At 36.3% G+C, this 20,535-nt stretch carries 18 protein-coding genes; 13 read left to right on the top strand and 5 right to left on the bottom strand.

The features are described from left to right. The first annotated feature begins 8 nt into the window (after positions 1-8). The 7 genes from AVL50_RS21260 (at position 9) to AVL50_RS21290 (ending at position 6,198) form a co-directional block, all read left to right on the top strand. Positions 9-188, top strand: a complete 180-nt coding sequence (locus AVL50_RS21260; protein ID WP_062618497.1) for a hypothetical protein — start codon at positions 9-11, stop codon at positions 186-188. A gap of 221 nt (positions 189-409) precedes the next feature. Next, positions 410-1,570: a DUF6786 family protein gene (locus AVL50_RS21265; protein WP_157491479.1), complete on the top strand. Its 1,161-nt coding sequence runs from the start codon at positions 410-412 to the stop codon at positions 1,568-1,570. A 416-nt stretch (positions 1,571-1,986) separates the two neighbouring features. Then, positions 1,987-2,901 carry an AraC family transcriptional regulator gene (locus AVL50_RS21270; protein WP_062618499.1) on the top strand — a complete coding sequence of 305 codons (915 nt, stop codon included), beginning with the start codon at positions 1,987-1,989 and terminating at the stop codon, positions 2,899-2,901. Positions 2,902-3,010: 109 nt separating this feature from the next. Beyond that, on the top strand, positions 3,011-3,451 hold the full coding sequence (locus AVL50_RS21275) for a nuclear transport factor 2 family protein (protein WP_172826896.1): 441 nt from the start codon (positions 3,011-3,013) through the stop codon (positions 3,449-3,451). A gap of 15 nt (positions 3,452-3,466) precedes the next feature. Then, the gene (locus tag AVL50_RS33095) at positions 3,467-3,874 is read left to right on the top strand and encodes a nuclear transport factor 2 family protein (RefSeq protein WP_062618501.1); all 408 of its coding nucleotides are present in this window, start codon (positions 3,467-3,469) and stop codon (positions 3,872-3,874) included. A 27-nt stretch (positions 3,875-3,901) separates the two neighbouring features. Beyond that, positions 3,902-4,810, top strand: a complete 909-nt coding sequence (locus AVL50_RS21285; protein WP_062618502.1) for an alpha/beta hydrolase — start codon at positions 3,902-3,904, stop codon at positions 4,808-4,810. Between the two features lie 791 nt (positions 4,811-5,601). After that, positions 5,602-6,198, top strand: a complete 597-nt coding sequence (locus tag AVL50_RS21290; RefSeq protein WP_062618503.1) for a hypothetical protein — start codon at positions 5,602-5,604, stop codon at positions 6,196-6,198. Positions 6,199-6,351: 153 nt separating this feature from the next. On the opposite strand, the gene AVL50_RS21295 is transcribed toward AVL50_RS21290, so the two are convergent. The 3 genes from AVL50_RS21295 to AVL50_RS21305 all read right to left on the bottom strand — a co-directional run bounded on the left by AVL50_RS21295 (position 6,352) and on the right by AVL50_RS21305 (position 10,860). Then, complete coding sequence (locus tag AVL50_RS21295) at positions 6,352-8,172, bottom strand: arylsulfatase (protein ID WP_063850864.1); 1,821 nt, start codon at positions 8,170-8,172, stop codon at positions 6,352-6,354. A gap of 125 nt (positions 8,173-8,297) precedes the next feature. Then, complete coding sequence (gene fucP / locus AVL50_RS21300) at positions 8,298-9,638, bottom strand: L-fucose:H+ symporter permease (protein WP_082795952.1); 1,341 nt, start codon at positions 9,636-9,638, stop codon at positions 8,298-8,300. Positions 9,639-9,831: 193 nt separating this feature from the next. Next, on the bottom strand, positions 9,832-10,860 hold the full coding sequence (locus AVL50_RS21305; protein WP_062618505.1) for a LacI family DNA-binding transcriptional regulator: 1,029 nt from the start codon (positions 10,858-10,860) through the stop codon (positions 9,832-9,834). Positions 10,861-11,131: 271 nt separating this feature from the next. On the opposite strand from AVL50_RS21305, the gene AVL50_RS21310 reads away from it, so the two are divergent. The 4 genes from AVL50_RS21310 to AVL50_RS33100 all read left to right on the top strand — a co-directional run bounded on the left by AVL50_RS21310 (position 11,132) and on the right by AVL50_RS33100 (position 16,017). Continuing rightward, positions 11,132-12,910 carry an L-fucose isomerase gene (locus AVL50_RS21310; protein WP_062618506.1) on the top strand — a complete coding sequence of 593 codons (1,779 nt, stop codon included), beginning with the start codon at positions 11,132-11,134 and terminating at the stop codon, positions 12,908-12,910. Positions 12,911-12,976: 66 nt separating this feature from the next. Further along, on the top strand, positions 12,977-14,374 hold the full coding sequence (gene fucK / locus AVL50_RS21315; RefSeq protein WP_062618507.1) for an L-fuculokinase: 1,398 nt from the start codon (positions 12,977-12,979) through the stop codon (positions 14,372-14,374). A 154-nt stretch (positions 14,375-14,528) separates the two neighbouring features. After that, the gene (locus AVL50_RS21320) at positions 14,529-15,575 is read left to right on the top strand and encodes a GntR family transcriptional regulator (RefSeq protein WP_062618508.1); all 1,047 of its coding nucleotides are present in this window, start codon (positions 14,529-14,531) and stop codon (positions 15,573-15,575) included. A gap of 202 nt (positions 15,576-15,777) precedes the next feature. Further along, positions 15,778-16,017, top strand: coding sequence for a hypothetical protein (locus tag AVL50_RS33100; RefSeq protein WP_157491480.1), 240 nt, complete (start codon positions 15,778-15,780; stop codon positions 16,015-16,017). Between the two features lie 45 nt (positions 16,018-16,062). On the opposite strand, the gene AVL50_RS21330 is transcribed toward AVL50_RS33100, so the two are convergent. Both AVL50_RS21330 and trpA read right to left on the bottom strand, forming a co-directional pair. After that, entirely contained in the window at positions 16,063-16,512 is a 450-nt protein-coding gene (locus AVL50_RS21330) for a hypothetical protein (RefSeq protein WP_062618510.1), read from the bottom strand. Between the two features lie 83 nt (positions 16,513-16,595). Continuing rightward, the gene (gene trpA / locus AVL50_RS21335; protein ID WP_062618511.1) at positions 16,596-17,372 is read right to left on the bottom strand and encodes a tryptophan synthase subunit alpha; all 777 of its coding nucleotides are present in this window, start codon (positions 17,370-17,372) and stop codon (positions 16,596-16,598) included. Positions 17,373-17,598: 226 nt separating this feature from the next. On the opposite strand from trpA, the gene dapF reads away from it, so the two are divergent. Beyond that, on the top strand, positions 17,599-18,378 hold the full coding sequence (gene dapF / locus AVL50_RS21340) for a diaminopimelate epimerase (RefSeq protein WP_062618512.1): 780 nt from the start codon (positions 17,599-17,601) through the stop codon (positions 18,376-18,378). A 174-nt stretch (positions 18,379-18,552) separates the two neighbouring features. After that, positions 18,553-20,523 (top strand): OmpA family protein, encoded by a 1,971-nt coding sequence (locus AVL50_RS21345; RefSeq protein WP_062618513.1) that lies wholly within the window; start codon positions 18,553-18,555, stop codon positions 20,521-20,523. Positions 20,524-20,535 lie beyond the last annotated feature (12 nt).

The raw sequence follows: 20,535 nt of genomic DNA on the forward strand, positions 1-20,535 counted from the left end.
ATACTATTATGACACTTTCAATCCAAAAAAACATCGACGAGCAAGAGATCATTAAATCAATACTTCAAAATGATTTAAAAAAGAAAAAGTGGCTCAAGGCATCAAAATGGCTAAAAACACAAATGATCAAATGGGAAATTGAAAACAATAATGCTGAATTTTCTTCATTGGTCTTCACCGAAAAATAATCTTCTTTCTTATGAAGGAAACGGGAAGTACTAAGTTTCACACAAGCTTGTGCTTTTCACACTAACACTAACAAACAAGTATCAAATTTACACACGAATATATAACATTAAAACTCTTCATCTCTTATGATAGAGTTTTTTCTCTTTTTAAAAAAGATATGGAAATAGCTCACATTAAACACTGAAAACAAATGAATTATTTTAAGAAAATTATATTTATTATGAGTTTAACAGCTTCATTAGGTTGCGACAAAGAGGAGAAATTGCAAGAAGGATCTTTTGGGTATGATGTCGCATTTTTAGAGCAACATCAATCTACCATTGTATTAGAAAATAGCACTGGGAAAAGTCAGGTGGCTATTGTTCCGGCTTACCAAGGACGCATTATGTCGAGTTCTGCTCAAGGAAGTCAAGGTAACAGTTATGGTTGGTTGAATTATGAGGCAATTGCTTCAGATCAGCTTCAAGATAAAATTAATATCTATGGAGGTGAAGACCGTTTTTGGTTAGGTCCTGAAGGTGGTCAGTATTCTATTTTCTTCGACCCAAAAACGGAATTTACATTTGACAACTGGCGTACGCCAAAAGAAATTGACACAGAGGGTTTTGAAGTGATCTCTCAAACTTCATCAAAAGCAGTATTTGAAAAGGAAATGAACCTTACGAATTACTCGGGTTTTCCATTCCACATCTTGGTCAACCGTGAAGTAAGCATCTTTGAGAAAGCAGAAATTGAGCAAAAATTAGCCCTCGATTTCTCAGATATGGATGTTGATTTTGTAGGTTTTGAATCGGTCAATAAAATCAAAAATATAGGTAAGCAAGCATGGAATAAGGAAACAGGCCTGCTATCTGTTTGGATTTTAGGGATGTTTATGCCTTCTGATGAAACAGTGATTATGGTACCTTTCAAATCCGCACCTGCTTACCAAAGCTATTTTGGTGCTATTCCTTCAGATAAATTGAAGGTAAATGATGAGCTGATCTTATTCAAAGGAGATGGTACACACAGAGGAAAAATCGGTTTGAGACCTGAAAATACTGTTCCCCTTTTGGGTAGTTATGATGCTGAAAAAGAAGTATTGACTGTGGTACAATTCAGCTTCAATAATGATAAAGATTATGTGAACTCATTGTGGGAACTTCAAGACGAACCTTACGCTGGGGATGCTGTCAATACTTACAATGATGGTCCGCTGGAAAATGGCGATCAAATGGGTCCTTTCTATGAGTTAGAATCTTCTTCTCCGGCAAAAGCATTGGAAGTAAATGAGTCTGTAATTCATCATCATGTAACTTATCATTTCGAAGGAAATAAAGAAGATTTAAATAAGATCAGTTTGAAACTGTTTAAATCAGATCTTGAGGGTCTGAAAATTTAGAGCATGTTTGAAACATCTTTTTTAGTAAAAATTCACCCTTTCAGAACGTGAGTTTATTAATTTCATCAACTATAGAACCACTATTTTCTCTGAAATTAATTTCCTCACAACCTAAAATGGAAAATTTTTACTCCTAAAATATATATTCCAAACATGCTCTTAAGCAGTAGAAAATATAAAGAATTTCACGTCGGATTTTTAGCTCAACTCTAATTTTTGGAGTTGGGCTTTTTTGGTTTTTATAAATTAGTTTTTGTAAAATTATAGATCGTTTATGTAGTAGCGTAGCCTGCTATGCTAATACTTTATTAGAAAGAGTATTCTCTATTTCGTGGAAAGCGTAGCAGGCTACGCTACTACAGGAGGTATTGCTTTCAAAAAATCTGTTCTTGATATAAACATCATATATAAATTCCTTGAACCACTTCAAAACCATCTCAGAATATTGCCAAGCTATACAAGTAGCTACTCCAAAACACCCTCATTTCGACATCCGTAATTTTGAGGATAACATGGGAAAAGTCATCGAAAGTATGCCTCCTTTCCGCCATGAATTTTATTCTATTGCCATAAAGGCGGATGGTGGTGGTAAAGCTATTTCAGGGCATCACGCTGATTTTCCAAATGGAGTAACGGTCTTTTTTAATTCTCCCTTTCAGATTCTTTCATGGGAAATAGTGCCGGATTGGACGGGGTATTATATTATTCTTTCTCAAGATTTTTTAGCTTCCTCTCACTATTTTGATCGCTTATTGGATGATTTCCCATTTTTGAAAATTGATGAGTCTATTCCCTTTGAGATTGATGAAACAGATCTACCTGAAATATTAGGCATCTATGAACGAATTCATAAGGAATATTATAGTGATCATGAAGATAAATTTCAATTTATACAGGTGTATGTATTGCAACTTTTGAATCAGATCAAAAGACTGTTTCAAAAAAATGTCAATACTAAAGATGCTGATGAGCAAATCCGCTCTGCTGACTTGAAATTGCTTTCACGCTTTCAGAAATTAATCAAAACAAGCTTCTACCCTGATGCAAAACTGGAAACCTTTGCCAACTTGCATTCACCTTCCTATTATGCGGGATTACTCAATATTCACCCTAATCACTTGAATGCCGTGGTGAAATCCATCACAGGGAAAACGGCATTGAACCATATCCACAATCATATTTTGAAACTCGCCAAGGCAGAATTACTTCAAACAGAGAAAAATGTGAAGGAAATTGCTTACGGTCTTCACTTTGAATCTCCGAATAATTTCAGTGCTTTCTTCAAGAAAAATACCCAAATGACACCTGGTGCTTATAGAAAAAGTAAGTAATCTTTGAAATTTATACTTCTTGCTTTGAAACGAAAAACTCATTCCTAACATTGATTACGACATTTGCATTGTTCAAAAGATAAAACAACAACCTTAAATGTCGTCACTTATGAATTTCGCTGAAAAAGCTGTTACACAACTCTTTATCGCTACAGATCAACAGGATTGGGATAAAATCGAAAAGATATTTGATGATCAAGTAGTTCTTGATTATTCGAGTATGAACGGAAATCCTGCCACAACTTTAACTCCTCAGGCTATTACAGATGCATGGAAAGGAATTCTTCCTGGTTTCTCACATACACATCATCAATTAGGAAATATGATTTCTACTATTGAAGGTGGAACTGCTGAAGTTTTCTGTTACGGTACTGCCACGCATTACTTAGAAGATGAAGGCGGGAATGTATGGACTGTTGTCGGTACGTATGATTTTGAGTTAGAATTGAAAGAGGAAGCATGGAAAGTGACGAAAATGAAATTCAATTTTAAATATCAGGATGGGAATACTTCTCTTCCACAAAAAGCCATAGAAAAAGTAACTCAATAAATTATCTATCAAGAAATGAAAGAAAATACAATTGCTTTTTTAAAAGCACTCGAAGAAAAAGATGTCTCAAAAGTAGTAGCTCTATTTGCGGAAGATGGTGTACATTCTAATCCTTATCACTCCGGTTTATTTCCTGAAGGAGCAAAAGGGCGTGAAGCAATCAAAGCATATTGGGAACCTGTTTTTCCAAACTTTGAACAGATGCTTTTTCCTATTGAAGAACTTCATGTGATGGAAGCATCAAGAATGACTTTCGTGAAATTCAAAGGGAGAATTGAGTTGAAAGATAATGCTGGGTGGTATGAAAATGACTACTACTCCACTTTCAAATTCAATGAAGAAGGTCTCATTACTGAATATGTAGAAATTTTCAATCCCATAGTAGCTGCTAAAGGTTTTGGCCTACTTGATCAAATTAAATAATTACAAAAAACAACAACAGATATAAATATGAAAAAGATTAATTTTAAAAGCGAAGGATTCAATTTAGCAGGTCATTTATTTTTCCCTGCAGATTTCAAAGAAGGAACACAATACCCTGCCATTGTAGTATCAGGAAGCTGGACTACTGTCAAAGAACAAATGGCTGGTTTGTATGCTGAAAAATTTGCTCAAGCAGGTTTTATTACTTTAGCATTTGATTTTAGAAACTATGGGGAAAGCGAAGGAGAACCTAGATTCTGGGAAAACCCTGATATGAAAGTGACTGACATCAAAAATGCTGTTTCTTACCTTCAGGGACTTTCTGAAGTGGACAGCAATAGAATTGGTGCTTTTGCCGTTTGTGCAGGTTCCATGTATACTTTAATGGCCGCTTCAGAAGACAGTAGAATTAAAGCTGTTGTCACTGCAGCATCATGGTTGCAAGACGCTGAAGCTGTGAAGTTATTTTATGGTGGTGAAGAAGGAGTAAACTCTAAAATTGAACTTGCTAGAAAAGCAAAAGAAACGTTTGCAAAAGAAGGTGTTGTTGAGTACATCGAAACTATTTCAACAACCAATACAGGCGCCGCAATGTATGGTAATTATGACTACTATTTGAATCCAGAAAGAGGTGGTGTAAAAGAATGGAGCAATGACAAATTTGCCGTGATGAGCTGGGAAGATTGGTTGACTTTGGACCCAATGCCTTATGCTCCAAAACTTAATGCATCTACACTTATGATTCACTCTGATGGTTGTGTTCTTCCACAATACACCAAAAATTTCTTTGAGAAAATTGGCACTGATGATAAAGAATTGATCTGGGTAAATACTGAATTGGAATCACCTATTCAGCAATTTAATTTCTATGATCAAGAAGAAGAAGTAGAATTAGCTGTTGCTAAAGGAAGTGATTGGTTTAAAGCGAAATTGTAATTTTCTGTAGAAGCGTAGCCTGCTACGCAAACCTTCAAAACTTAGATATTGATGAAGAAATAGCAGTAACCTTTATCATGACTAAATCGAGGTTTAATACGGCACGTAGCAGGCTACGTAGCTACAGAGACCGTAAATTTAAACGATAGCTTAACACCTTGATGTAAGTAGTCTTTTAGGAAAATGATGGATACTCTTGAGGAATGTAGAAGCGTAGCCTGCTACGCAAACTTTAAAAATCAGATATTGGTGAAGAAATAGCAGTAACCTTTATCATGACTGAATCGAGGTTTAATACGGCACGTAGCAGGCTACGTGGCTACGGGGACCGTAAATTTAAACGATAACTTAACACCTTGATGTAAGTAGTCATTTTGGAAAATGATGGATACTCTTGAGGAATGTAGAAGCGTAGCCTGTTACGCAAACCTTCAAAACTTAGATATCGATGAAGAAATAGCAGTAACCTTTATCATGAACTGAATCGAGGTTTAATACGGCACGTAGCAGGCTACGTGACTACGGGGTATCATAAATTTTAAGGATAGAATAATGAGGAGAGGTAGTTTGTTTTTTCTTTACAAACACTCTCCTTTTATTCTTTTAAATCTTCTGCTCTTGGTGTTTTTTGCGTAGCAGATTACACTTTTAAACAAAACCCTTATAAAATAGCATAATAGACATATCATTTATAAATAATCCATTATTTCATAAACAATCACAATCCATTTCAGTTCTCTTGTGGAATGCTCACATCGCAACTACTCTTTTCTAACTAAAAGTCTAATCTGATGAAAACTATCGTTTTACAACTCATTGCCTTATTCCTTATCTCCTCATGCACAACTACAAAAACGGCACTTGTAGTACCTCCTAACAACAGTATTGAAATTGATTACCCTTCTATGGATGTCTTTAGAGCCAGCATCAAAAATGGTGGCGATGATGTAGGGATTGCCGTATTATCCAAATCTACAGAACAGCAAATTAGAGGTTTTGGCCTGGCACCGAGAGCCAATGCTGATGTGATGGTAGAAAGAGAAAACAAATTGACCATCAAAAATGAACTCGATCATCCTGTGAGTGTCAAATTACAAATCACTAAAGAAAGTAGAGCCGTTTTCCAAAAAGAAGGAGAATATGTGAGCTTTACTTTGAAAAATAAAAGTGCACAATCCATTCCTTTGATTATCCCCACAGTAATGAACCCCAACCTTTCCCCCTTTTCTAAAAGTGGTGTGGATTTGAAGATGGGGCAAGAAATTCTTTTTAGAGTTAAAGGTCGAAATTACAATCTTCTCACCGTAGATAACAATATCAATAATGGGGATGAGATTGATGTGGCTGACCTTCTAAGAAATAGAAAAAGAGAATTAAACCTAGACTAAATAATCTATTTTCCCATTAAGCAATCACACCTAAGCAAAAAAGACTACCACACAAAAATGTGGTAGTCTAAAACACTTTTTCAAAACACCTTCATTTAATGTTGGCAAAACTAAATAAGGTGTGTTATACTAATTAATAGAAATTTACTGCGATTATATAGTTTCCGTTTTCCCTTCCACATAAATATAGAATGCGTTCGTTTCTGTTCCGTCTTCGGTTGTAAACCATGTGGTCAACTCAGCATTACCCTTTGTCATTTTAGCTTCTATTGTTGCAGATGGCAATGTATTATCAACATCAACTGAATATATCTTTTCACCTACTTTAAGGTGTGCTTTTTTAAATTGGATTGCTTTTCCATTTATTCGTTTATCTTTTGATTTTGTAGCCGGATAAGCATCTTCGATTGAAGCACCTAACGCCAATCCACTTTCCTCAGGCCATCTGCTTAAATCAAATTTATAAGCTCCGTCTTTTGTAAAGTTGACTAAAAGTTTTGCAGGCTTCATTGTATCTCCTTTACGGATCAAACTTTGATTCCATGCTGGATTAACTCCTAATTCTGTATGAGCATCATGACAAGTCAAAACATCTACAGAGTCTACACCTAAATTGATGATAGAGTATTTTGTTTCCTTAATCATGTTATCCCACCAAGTGTTATAAAATTCATCCATTGCTGCTACTCTATCAGGATATTGTGCGGCGATATTATTAGTCTGTCCTGGATCTTCTAAAATATTGTACAATGCTTTTCCATCGATCAATCTCCAGTCACCTTGCATCACACAGCTTTGCTTTCCTTTTCTTGGCCATGGGATACGCTGTGTATCTACCACCAACATACGATCTTCTGGCTTTTCTTCTTTTTGAAGGTAAGTACTCACATCTAAACCGTCCATTTCTTTTACAGGTTTGAAATCAATACCTGCAAAAGTTGTCAGCGTAGGTAATAAATCCACGTGAGCAATCAACTCATTCAATTGTTTACCTCCTGTAAGTTTACCGTTTGGCCATCGGATGATAAATGGAACTCTGTGTCCACCATCATAGTGACTTGCCTTTGTACCTCTCATACCGGCATTATAACCGTAATATTCTTTTGTCTTTCTGTTTTGCTTATACCCTGCCGCAGTACCATTGTCTGAAGTGAAGATGACGATTGTATTATCAGCAATTTTCAATTCATCTAACTTTGCTAATAGTACTTTGAAGTTGTCATCAATATTAGAGATCATACCATAAAACCTTTTTTGAGGTTCTAGTAATTTTTTCTCGTCTGCATACTTTTGATAGTACTCATCAGGCACATTGTAAGGGCCATGAGGGGCGTTTAAACTTAAGTAAGTGAAAAACGGCTTGTCTTTATTGTCTTCAATAAATTTGATGGCTTCGCTAAACCATACGTCTGTACAATAGCCTTCTTGCTTTTCTGGTACTCCGTTTCTAAAATAAGTGTCATCAAAGTAGTCATTATTCCAGTAGTCAGGCGTTTGCCCTACACCTCCACCACCATGATAGAAGGCCACATCAAAACCTTTATCATGCGGTCTGAAAGGGTGGTTGTCTCCCAAATGCCATTTACCAAACATTGCGGTACTATAACCATTCTGTTTGAAAACCTCTGGCATTGCCAGCTCATCACCGTTGAGCATAGAAGCACCCTTGATTGTATGCCACACACCATTTCTGTTAGGATTTCTCCCGGTCATCATTGCACCTCTTGTGGGTGCACAAGTAGTCGATACATGGTAATTGGTAAGGTTGATGGCCTGCGTTGAAAAGTTATCAATTGCAGGAGTCTGGATGATTTTATTTCCAGTATTTCCCATATCACCATATCCTTGATCATCTGTGATTACAATAATCACGTTCGGTTTGTTTGTTGTCTCTTCCTGCTGACTCACTTTTTGACATGATGTCAAAACCATGAAATAAGTCAAGGCAAGAAGGATAGTATATTTTGTTTTCATAAAAATTAAAAAATTACTAATGGGTTTGAATGAGTTAAGAGGGATGAAGTAAGAGGTAAGAGGTAAGGCAGTTCGTATTGAAGCACGTAAATCATCCCTCTTCATTCTTACCTCTTCCCTAAATTTTATTTATTGGCAAATCTTCTATAACCAAATAAAGCGATCATACAGAAACATACAAATGGAATTAGGAAGGAGAAGTTCACACCGTCTAACCCCATAATTTTGTCCTGATCAATCAACGCTCCCTGCATAGGAGGCATTAATGCACCGCCTACAATGGCCATTACTAAACCTGCCGCACCAAACTCTTTATCGTGTTCTAAATTTTCTAAAGTAATTCCGTAAATGGTAGGGAACATCAATGACATAAATGCTGAAGTAGCTACTAAAGCGTAAAGTCCTGTTTGTCCTCCTACAAATACTGTAATACCTATGGTTGTCATACCACCTAGTGCAAAAACGGCAAGCAGTAAAGCTGAATTTACATATTTCATCATGGCAGTGGCTACAAATCTACAAAGTAAGAATGTTACCATTGCTACGATATTCAAGCTTTGCGCATCTGCTTTTGTGTATCCGATGTTTTCAGCATATTGAATGATAAATGTCCAGCACATAATCTGCGCACCTACATAAAACACCTGTGCTAAAACTCCTTCTCTATAAATACTATTGCTAGCTAATCGCTTTAAAGTTGCCTTTAAGTTAAATTGCTCATCTTCCTTATTATTTGGAATTTTTGTGATCGCAATTACAATCGTCATCACAATTACTACGATACCCAATAATGCGTAAGGGTCTCTGATGACCATTAAATCGTGCATCTTAATAGCTTGTTTCTCAGCTACACCTAACGTCGTATAAATCAACGACCCGTCTGCTGCTTTTTCGGCTGACTGTAATTGTGATAAGATAAACTGCTGTGCCACAAACATACCCGTGATTGACCCGATAGGGTTGAAAGACTGTGCAAGGTTTAATCTTCTAGTTGATGTCGATTTCGTTCCCAGTGATAAGATCAGTGGATTGGCAGTGGTCTCTAAAAATGCCAAACCAAAAGTCAGGATGTAAAGGGAAATTAAAAAGAAGCCAAATAGCTGAAATTGTGCCGCCGGAATAAATAATAAACATCCTGTAGCATACAATCCTAAGCCTATTAGAATTACAGATTTATATGAATATTTTTTGATCAGAATCGCCGCCGGCAATGCCATTGTGAAATATCCGCCATAAAAAGCAAACTGTACTAATGATGCTTTAAAGGTTGTGATTTCCATTACTGTCTGGAAAGCCGAAACCATAGGGTTTGTGATATCATTCGCAAATCCCCAAAGGGCAAATAAACTTGATATCAGAATGAAAGGCACAAGGTATTTTTTCTCTACCACCTGCTCTTTCTCGGGTGTAATCTTCTGTTCAAAACTCTCTTGAGTTTCTACGTGATCGGTCAATAATTCATTCATTTCTAAAGTGCGTAAGTTTCCAGAATAGATTTTAAAATAATTCAATAGGACAAAGCTAGAACTTGTTTCACAGGAAAGTTTCCTTGGGTTTCCTGCTATACAGCTACTTTCATCATCTCAAATCTTTCAATATTTTGCCTTTTTATACTTAAAGTATTTTTCTGTAGAAAGCCCAATCTTTCTTCTTTCATTTTTAAAGTGTACTCTCCCTCTTCAAATAAAAAGTATTGACCATGCTTGTTTGATATTGATAATTTTCTCCTTTTCTATTTTTGTCAATTTCATCCAATAATAAATAAGAAGCTTGAACACCCATATGTTCCGCTGGTTGATTGATGGTCGAGAGTTTTGGTGAAGTATAAGTTGATAAAGGATCATTGGCAAACCCTAATAAAGATACATCATCAGGAACACTAATATTTTTTTCTTTTAAAAGTTCTAAGGCTTGGAATGCATAATAATCATTGAAGCAAGTGATAAGATCAATATCTTCAATGCTGTATTTTGAAAGTAATTTTCTTAGACCGGATTTCACTTCAGATTCGTGCTCACACTTAATGATAAAATCTTGGTTGACTTCTATTCCTTTTTCTTTTAATGCTTCCTGATATCCTTGCAGTCGACTAAATGATGTCGACACTTCTTCACTTCCTTTGATATGTACAATATTCTTACACCCTTTATCAATAAAGTCGGATACCGTTTCATACATTCCTTTAAAGTCATCACTTACAACATAGTTAGCATCAATCTCCTCATAAATACGATCCATAAACAGCAGTGGAATACCTTCATCTTGAATATCAATCAAAAAAGATGGATCATCATGATCATACGAAAGAAAGATAATAATACCACCTACATGATAAGAAGATAAAGCTTGACAGGCTTCTTTTTCTTGTGTAGCAGAGTTACCCGCTGTAGAGATAATAATCTGATACCCTTTGTCATGCATCACTTTTTCTATCCCTTTTAATACTCTAAAAAAGAAGTTGGTATCGAAAGTTGGGAAAATCACACCGATGGTCTTAGTATCCTGTTTCTTGAGCCCTTGCGCCAATGGATTAGGTTTATAGCCCATCTCTTCCGCCAACGCTTTCACTTTTGCTTTGGTCTTACTGCTGATTTTAGGATGGTCATTTAGTGCCCTTGAGACAGTAGACACGTTCATTCCTATCGCTTTGGCTAAGTCTGTCAGTGTAGATTTTCTAGATTTTTTCATCTGTTATGAATAGATTTTGATACTCAATGATACGTTTTGGAGCGTAAAAATGCAAACGTTTGCATTGTCTTTTCATTTTCAGCCCTCTATAATTGTATCATCAACACGAAACAAACAACAATAGGTAACTCTTCAAAAATCTGAAATGAAATGTTGATCAAATGCATATGTATAAAACATATACTAAGTTTTTGAGGAGGACATCGGAACTTAGTACTAAGTCAAAAGGATTTCATGATTTTGCCTTGGTACTGCATATATAAATACAATTATGATCTTAACAGCATCTAACTTACCAAAGATTGGTATCCGTCCTACAATTGACGGCAGACTAGGAGGCGTTCGTGAAAGCCTTGAAGAACAAACAATGGCAATGGCGAAAACCGTTCAGAAGTTCTTAGAAGAAAACCTAAAATACCCAACAGGTGAAGCTGTACAATGTGTAATTGCAGATTCGACAATTGGTAGAGTAAGAGAAGCAGCAGAATGTGCTGAAAAATTCGCAAAAGAAAACGTGGGTGTGTCTATCACTGTAACGCCATGCTGGTGCTATGGTAGTGAAACAATTGATATGACACCACACATTCCTAAAGCAATTTGGGGATTCAATGGTACAGAAAGACCAGGTGCTGTGTACTTAGCGGCGGCATTAGCGGGTCACTCACAAAAAGGTGTTCCAGCATTCAGTATTTACTCTCATGAAGTACAAGAAGCTGGTGATACAAATATTCCTTCTGACGTTCAAGCGAAATTATTAAAGTTTGCGAAGTCAGGTTTAGCAGTTTCTATCATGAAAGGTAAGTCGTATCTTTCTATTGGTTCGGTATCAATGGGTATCGCTGGATCAATCGTGGATGAGACTTTCTTCCAAGAATACCTTGGCATGAGAAACGAATATGTAGATATGTCTGAGATCTCAAGACGTATCGAAGAAAACATTTTCGATCAAGCAGAATATGAAAAAGCATTGGCTTGGACAAAAGAATACTGTGAGGAAGGTGTTGACTTAAACGAAGACGGTGTTAAGAGAACAGATGCTGAAAAAGCGAAAATCTGGGAGAAAGTTGTGAAAATGACTTTGATCTGTAAAGATTTAATGCAAGGCAACGATAAATTAAAAGAGGCAGGATTTGGTGAAGAGGCTTTAGGTCACAATGCCATTGCGGCTGGTTTCCAAGGACAAAGACAATGGACTGACTTCCAACCAAACGGTGACTTTATGGAAGCGATCTTAAACTCTTCGTTCGACTGGAATGGTATTAGAAATCCATACATGATGGCTACGGAAAATGACGCATTAAACGGTGTTTCTATGCTATTCGGATACCTATTAACCAACCAAGCACAAGTATTCTGTGACGTTAGAACGTTCTGGTCTGCGGACTCTATCGAAAGAGTAACTGGCGAGCGTTTAGAAGGTTTGGCAGGTAATGGTGTGATCCACTTGATCAACTCAGGTTCTGCTACTTTAGACGGTACTGGTCAGCAATCAGATGCAGAAGGCAACCCAGTAATGAAACCGTTCTGGGATATTACAGAAGAGGAAAAAGAAAAATGCTTGCTGAATACGAAATGGCCTGCCGCCATTCACGAATACTTCCGTGGCGGTGGCTATTCTTCTCAGTTCTTAACGAAAGGTGGAATGCCTGTAACAATGGCGAGAATCAACATCATCAAAGGTATCGGTCCTGTACTTCAGTTGGCTGAAGGATGGAGTGTTGATCTTCCTGACCATGTACACAAAGCATTAGACCAAAGAACTAACGAAACTTGGCCTACTACTTGGTTCGTTCCAAGATTAACAGGTGAAGGTGCGTTCAAAGACGTTTATTCAGTAATGGCGAACTGGGGTGCAAATCACGGTGCATTCTCTTACGGTCACTATGGCGAAGAATTAATCACTTTAGCGTCAATGCTTAGAATTCCAGTTTGTATGCACAACGTGGATACGAACAACGTTTTCAGACCTAGCTCATGGGCTGGTCATGGAATGGATGCTGAAGGGGCCGATTACAGAGCTTGCTCTAATTACGGGCCTTTATATAAATAGGAAGACTATCATCACTAAAGGCTATCAATTTTGGTAGCCTTTTTTCATTCAAAATTTTATTCTATTATGACTAAAGATTTAGCCGTTGTTCTGGATTGTGGAGCAACAAATATCAGAGCCATTATCCTTGATAAAGAAGGACACGTAGTTGCAAAATATGCTGTGAATAATAACTCTAGACCTGATCCTTCGAACGAAAATTATACGATCTGGGACATTGAGGAAATTATGGACAAGCTAAGCTACTGTTCTCAAAAAGTCATTGAATTAGTAGACCATAAAAGAATTGCAAGCATAGGTATCAGTACATTCGGTGTAGATGGTGCTTTTGTGGGAGAAGATGGACAGTTATTAAGCCCAGTAATTTCATGGAAATGTCAGCGTACCATTCCAGTACTTGATACTATAGATAAGTATTTTTCTAAAGAAGATTTATTGATGAAAACAGGTGTGGGAGCATTCAGTTTTAATACCATCAATAAAATGATCTGGTACAAGGAAAACCAAGCGGAAACGATTTTGGAAGCGAAGCACTGGTTGTTTATTTCTTCTTTGATTGGATATAAATTGACAGATCAGTTCTATACAGATCACACCATGGCCGGTACTGCTCAGTTATGTAATTTAGTGTCTCAAGATTTCGATCAAGAGATTTTAGATAAAATTGGTTTAGACCGCGACCTTTTCCCTGAAATGAAATATGCAGGAGAAAAAGTGGGTGAATTAAATCAAAGTGGTGCTCAGTTATTGGGTCTTCCTGAAGGAATTCCTGTAAAGAGTATTGGTCACGATACACAGTTTGCTTTATTCGGTGCAGGTGTTGATCTTACAAACGCTGTATTAAGTTCGGGTACATGGGAAATCTTAATGGTACAAGCCAAAGAAGTGAACCTAAAACCAGAATTAGCAAAACACGGAATCACAGTTGAGTTTGACCCTGCCAAAGGACAATACAACATCGGTCTTCAGTGGATGGCATCTGCCAATATCGAATGGGTAAAAAATACTTTCTTTGCAGACCTTGCTGATGATGTGGTATACCAAACGATGATCTCAGAAGCCATGAAATCTGATTTGGAAACTGACGTTTATCAACCAAAGTTACAGCCGGATCAAACGATCAATATTTCTTCATTGGAGCTTTCTTCTAATCGTGGAGACATCTTTAAGTCATGTATGCAAAGCTTAAGTAAGCAATTGAAAAAAGCAGTAAGCATATTGGAAGAAGTGGGCAACTTCAAAGTAGAGCAAATCACCGTTGTAGGTGGTGGTGCCAAAAACGATTATTGGAATCAATTGAAGTCCAATCAGACTAATTTGAAGATCCAAACCATTCAAGAAAAAGAAACAACCGTATTAGGTGCTTCTTTCTTCTTATTTGACGAAACTGCTGAGACTATTAGATCCAATTATCAATATAGTTTTACCAATTTTGTACCTCAAGATGATACGATTCTAGCATAATTTTGATAAAATAATATTCGAAGTATAAAAAATCGTACATTTTATACTCCGAATATTATTTTCTATTTCTTTTTGAAAATTTCTACTTAACTTCATAGCATAACGAAATGGAGTTGGAACACTCAACTATCAATAAACACCTACCGAATAAATAATGGCTGATTACATTGAACAGTTATATACCGTTTTTCAAGAAGAAAGTAAACAGAATGTACCCAAGTATGTTCAATTAAGTAATACGTTCAAAAACCTAATCAAGCTTGGCGTCCTGCAATCAGAGGACCGCATGCCTTCTTTCAATGAGTTGATCTTTAATTTAGATGTATCAAAAGATACGATAGAGAAAGCTTATAAAATTCTGAAGGAAGAACATTACATTATCAGTGTTAGAGGCAAGGGTACTTTTGTCATGAGTAATTCTTCTCTGGGAAAAGCGAAAGTATTGCTCATCTTCAATAAAATGAGTAGTTCCAAAAAAAAGCTTTATGAGTCTTTTGTCAAAACTTCTGAAAACCATCTGGAAACAGACCTCCTTTTACACAACGGCAGTTTATCACATCTGAAAAAAATTATCTCAGATCAGAAAAACAATTACCATTACTTTGGTATCATCCCCATTTTCAATCAAGTGGATGATATTGATGTAGAAAAGGTTCTCCAACTTTTACCCTCCCACCAACTTTTACTTTTAGGAAGAGCAGAAAACAACCTCAGTAAAGTTATACCTAGTGTTTATGAAGATTTTTCAGAAGACATTTTCAATACACTTCAGCAAAACATCAAACCTATTTTAAATTTCGAGAAACTGCACTTGGTTATCGCAAAAGACAGCACTCGTGCTTTAAGAGATATTTGGTCTGGCTTTGTCCGTTTTTGCATCCACTTTAATATTCCCTACACAGTCACTTCTCAATTTAATGTGGGGGAAATAGTAAAAGACACCTTATACATAAGCACAGATGATCAAGACCTTACCAACATTGTCAAAGATTGTAAGGCCAATAATTTTGTATTGAGCAAAGATGTAGGGATCATCTCTTATAATGATTCTCCATTGAAAGAAGTGGTTGGCGGTGATGGTATCACTGTGATTACAGCATCTTTTAGAGATATGGGAAAAATTGCCGCACTTCAGATTATCAATAAGAAGCTGGAGAGTGTGAAGGTTCCATTTTTGATGAAGAGGAGGGGATCTTTGTAGGAAAGGGTTAATTGAACTAGAGTTTAAACTAATGAATTATTCTTTTTTATTTTTGATAAGCAGTTTACTGTTTGTTTTTAGTTTACTTCTTTCCGCAAATATTTGGATCTCTGATACAGATGAAACCACTCAATATCTTACTATTTTTTTCACTTTATTTTTTCTATATCTATTGATAAGAGTAATTAAAATTTATGTAAAAGTGGATTTAAATAGAAAAGATAAAACGCTACACGTAAAGAAGTTCTTTAGCTCAAAGATTTATAAAATTGATGAGTTGATCAGATGGGAGGATCTATCAAATACATATAGAGTAAATTACAATCGAGTGGTATTATATTTCAAAGAGGAGAAGTTAGATATTTTTGACCACTCGGATAGTCATGGGGTAAGCGAATTACATTATTATCTCAAAAAGCATTTTCAGGACTTTGAGAAATAGAACTAAATATCAAATTTGATAAATGGACAAACCACCTATTTTGCATTAAAAATTATTCTCTTGGCGATAAATCAAATACCACTCTTCTGCTATTTTTTCAAATTCCATCTCAAATGAGAACCCACAGTTTAGGCAGTAAATACCAAAAAATAATTTTCCATTCTCCTCATTTAGAACAATACTATCTTGATCGGCAATAGTATATGACTCCTTCATATTTTCCAATTCATTTCTTAAATCCCAACGCATCATTGGCCATTGTTCTTTTGACCACTTTCGTTCCTCTTCATAACTATTATAACTTCCTGATATTGGAAATTTAGTATGAGTGATTTGAAAAGCTGAATCTGAAATAAATTGATTATAAAAGGGGGCAAAAGTAGAATCCTTAAAGGCATATTGTGGAAAAGAAGTAGCCTCTTCATGCTGAACTTCTTTCTTTTCAAATGAACAAGAGAGCAATAGTATGCTAAAAAATAAAGGTAAGATTTTCATTGAATGAGATTAAGATTTTTCAAAACAAAAAATGCTATCAAGCCTAAAACCCAATAGCATTTTTATATCATAAAAAGAGAAAACTATTCTCCTCTAATTCCTTTTACAAAAGTATTAATATCAGCAGGCAAGTCGTTTGACTCCTTGATCAATTTTACGAAAGCTGAACCGATGATAGCTCCGTTTGCGTAAGATGATGCTTGCTTGAATGACTGATTGTCTGAAATACCAAAACCGATCAATCTTGGGTTTTTCAAGTTCATGTCTTCAATTCTTTTGAAGTAATCAATCTGTGCATCAGAAATACCTGTTTTTGCACCTGTAACACTTGCAGAAGATACCATGTAGATAAATCCTTCAGTATTTTCGTCAATCTCGCGGATACGCTCTTCAGAAGTTTGAGGTGAGATCAAGAATGTGTTTCTGATACCGTGCTCATCAAACATCTTTTTCAAGTTCATTTGATATTCGATCATTGGCAAATCAGGTACAATAATACCGTCAATACCTACTCTTTGAGCATCTCTACAGAAGTTCTCTAAACCGTATTGCATAATTGGGTTAAAGTAGCCCATTACAACCACTGGCACTTGAACTTCTTCTCTAAAACCCTCTAACTGTTCAAATAACTTATGCATAGTCATACCGCCATCCAAAGCCACTTGATTACTGTCTTGGATTGTAGGGCCATCCGCTACAGGATCTGAAAAGGGAATTCCAATCTCAATCAAGTCTACACCTGAGTCTTGAAGTGCTTTAAGAATTACTCTTGTATCTTCTAATTTTGGAAAACCTGCTGTAAAATAAATGTTTAAGACGTCTTCTTTCTTTCTCTGAAATAATTCATCAATTCTATGCATAGTTCTATCTGTTTGTTTTGTCACGAAAGTTACGGATTAAACATCAAAGTAACACCCTTACGGTTTGAATTCTTGTCAGTAAACGCACACATCTACAATTATTTGCTTTTTTTTCAATAATTATCTCAATATTTTTGTAGTGTAAAGGAACTATACTTGTGAATAAATTTAAAATCACACCCATCCTTTCGATAATTTATAATAAATCATAGAATCTGATAACAAAATGATAAACTTCTGGAAATACCAAGGCGCAGGAAATGACTTTGTAATGATTGATGACAGAGACAATAAATTTGACATTAATGATTATAAAAAGGTGGCTTTCTTATGCGATAGAAGATTCGGTATTGGTGGCGACGGCCTTATCCTTATCCGCTTGAAGGAAGGATATGATTTTGATATGGTTTATTTTAATGCAGATGGACACCTTGGCTCTATGTGTGGCAACGGCGGTCGCTGTGCGGTACGTTTTGCACATACTTTAGGCTTGTTTGAAACAAAGACAAAGTTCTGGGCTGCGGATGGTGAACATGAAGCAGAGTTGGACGAATCCAATACAGTACATTTGAAAATGAACCCTCCTGGTGAGATTGAAATCAACCCTGATCACTATTTTATGGATACAGGTTCACCTCATTATGTACGTTTTGAAGAAACTTTGGAAAACTTCGATACGGTGGTAGAAGGAAAAGCAATCCGTCATAATGAGCGTTTCAATGAGGAAGGTACTAATGTCAACTTTGCAGAGGTGACAGGTGACCAAGCATTGACAGTTTACACTTTCGAAAGAGGTGTAGAAGATGAAACCTTAGCATGTGGTACAGGTGTAACAGCTTGTGCAATTGCTGCCAATATTGAAAAAGGAATGTCTTCACCAATTGCCGTAAAAGTGAAAGGTGGTAATCTTGCCGTTGGATTTAACAAAGTAGAAGATAAAAAATACAACAACATCATTCTTTCAGGGCCAGCTACTCCTGTATTTGAAGGAAAGATTGATGCATAAATGAGTGATTAAGTGAAATCTCTCTTTTGAAAAAATAGCCTTTATCCAAGAATTTTATCTAGATAAAGGCTATTTTTATTCCTCAATATTTGGACAAAAGTAAACAAACTCCTAACTTCTATACAGTAGTCTTTTTTTACTAACCTCAGCAAACCATTGCACGCATAAATAAATATGAAGCGTCTCCTTATAGCAATATCAATCGCAAGCCTCTTCGGAAGCTGTTCCTCTCCACTTTCAGTAGCAGAAAAGCACTTTGACAATGGTGAATATCAACCTGCTATACATAAATATGAAAACATTGTATCCTCAGATAAATACAAAAAGGAGAAACCTGAAGCTTACTTCAGAATAGCAGAAGCATACCGTTTATCGAACCGTCTTATTGAAGCCTTGCCATATTATAAAAAGGCCAAAGACAGCGGATATGAAAATATGGATATGTACTATTATTATGCTTATGGCTTGGAGCTGCAAGGAGATTATGAGAAGGCTAGAAAATTATTTTCAAGATATGCTAAAGAAGGAGATGACCGTCAGCTGATCCGTAGAGCAAAAGACGAAATCAAGCAGATTGATATGGTAGACAGCCTTTCAAAGGTAGTTGACCCGTTTATTGAGGTAACAAAATGTGATGCAATCAATACGGAAGCTTCTGAATATTCTCCAATGTTCTTAAAAGGAGATTTGATTTTTGCTTCTACTAGAGATACAAAAGATGCCGTTTATCATGGTACTGGCGAAGGTTATTCAAGTTTATATCGCTATACTTTTGATAAAGCAGACAGCTGTAATGGTACCGTTACTTTCTTCGACAGCTTAATCAATAATCCTAACTTCCATGAAGCTTCGGCAACTTTCAACCGTGAAGGTACGTATATGATTTTCGCCAAAAGTAACAGCGGGCATCACAAAGAAAACTACAAAGAAGTTGACCTTTATGAATCTAGACTGGAAGGTGGAAAATGGACAGAACCTAAGATATTAAACATCAGCAGTCCTCAATCATGGGACGCCTGCCCTGCCCTATCAACCAACGGAAAAACGCTCTATTTTGCTTCTAACAGAAAAGGCGGTTATGGTGGTATAGACATTTACAGATCGCAATTAAATACAAATGGTTCATGGGGTAAACCAAGAAACATGGGACCAAAAATCAACTCAAGAGGTAATGATATGTTCCCATTTGTAGCTCCTACCGGTAAAATGTATTTCGCTTCAGACGGACACCCTGGTTTAGGCGGTTTAGATCTTTTTGAGGCAACACGTAAAAACAAGAAAATCAACATCAGGAACATGGGTAAGCCCTTCAACTCTTCTGCGGATGATTTTGGTTTAGTATTCATGGAAAAAAGATTTGGAGCCTTCACTTCCAACAGAATTGAAGGTGGTGGAGAAGCTGCAACAGATCATATTTACTTCTTCTCTGATAAAACTCCAATTCTAAAACCTGTCAATTATTTCTTAGCAGGAACAGCTTTCTCTACTAAAGATACCACTCGAGTATTATTAGCAGGTGTTGACGTTGTATTGTATACTCCAGAAATGGAATTGATTGAAAAAGTAGTTTCCAATAAAGACGGACGCTATGAATTCAAAACACAGCTTACAATGGGCGATGAATACATCTTGATCGGTGATAAAGAAAAGTACTTTAAAGATTCCGTTTATTGTACTACTGCTGATAAAGAAGTAGATCAAGAAGATGTAAAAGATCTTCCAGAGAAAATTGTAAGCTGGACATTAGAATCTGAAGTGGAGCTCACCAAAGATTTCTATGACGAATTGATAGAGGAAGGTGAAATTACATTGAACAATATCTTCTATGACTTTGACGATTATAGAATCAGACCGGATGCGGCAAGAGAATTAAATAAATTGGTTACACTTCTGAAGCAACATCCAAATATCAGCATTGAATTAGGTTCTCATACCGATGACAGGGGTTCTGAAAAATACAACTTGAAACTCTCACAAAAAAGAGCTGAAGCTGCTGTAGAATATATCGTCAGCAGAGGAATTGATGCTAACCGATTGGAAGCTAAAGGTTACGGAGAGCTTCTTCCTGTTGAATTTAATGCTCAGACAGAAGAAGAGCATCAACTTAACCGTCGTACTACTATTGCACTTTTGGATGACATTTAAGAATTAAACCAT

This window comes from Flammeovirga sp. SJP92 (assembly GCF_001583495.1).
In the GTDB taxonomy this organism is placed as follows: Bacteria; Bacteroidota; Bacteroidia; order Cytophagales; family Flammeovirgaceae; genus Flammeovirga.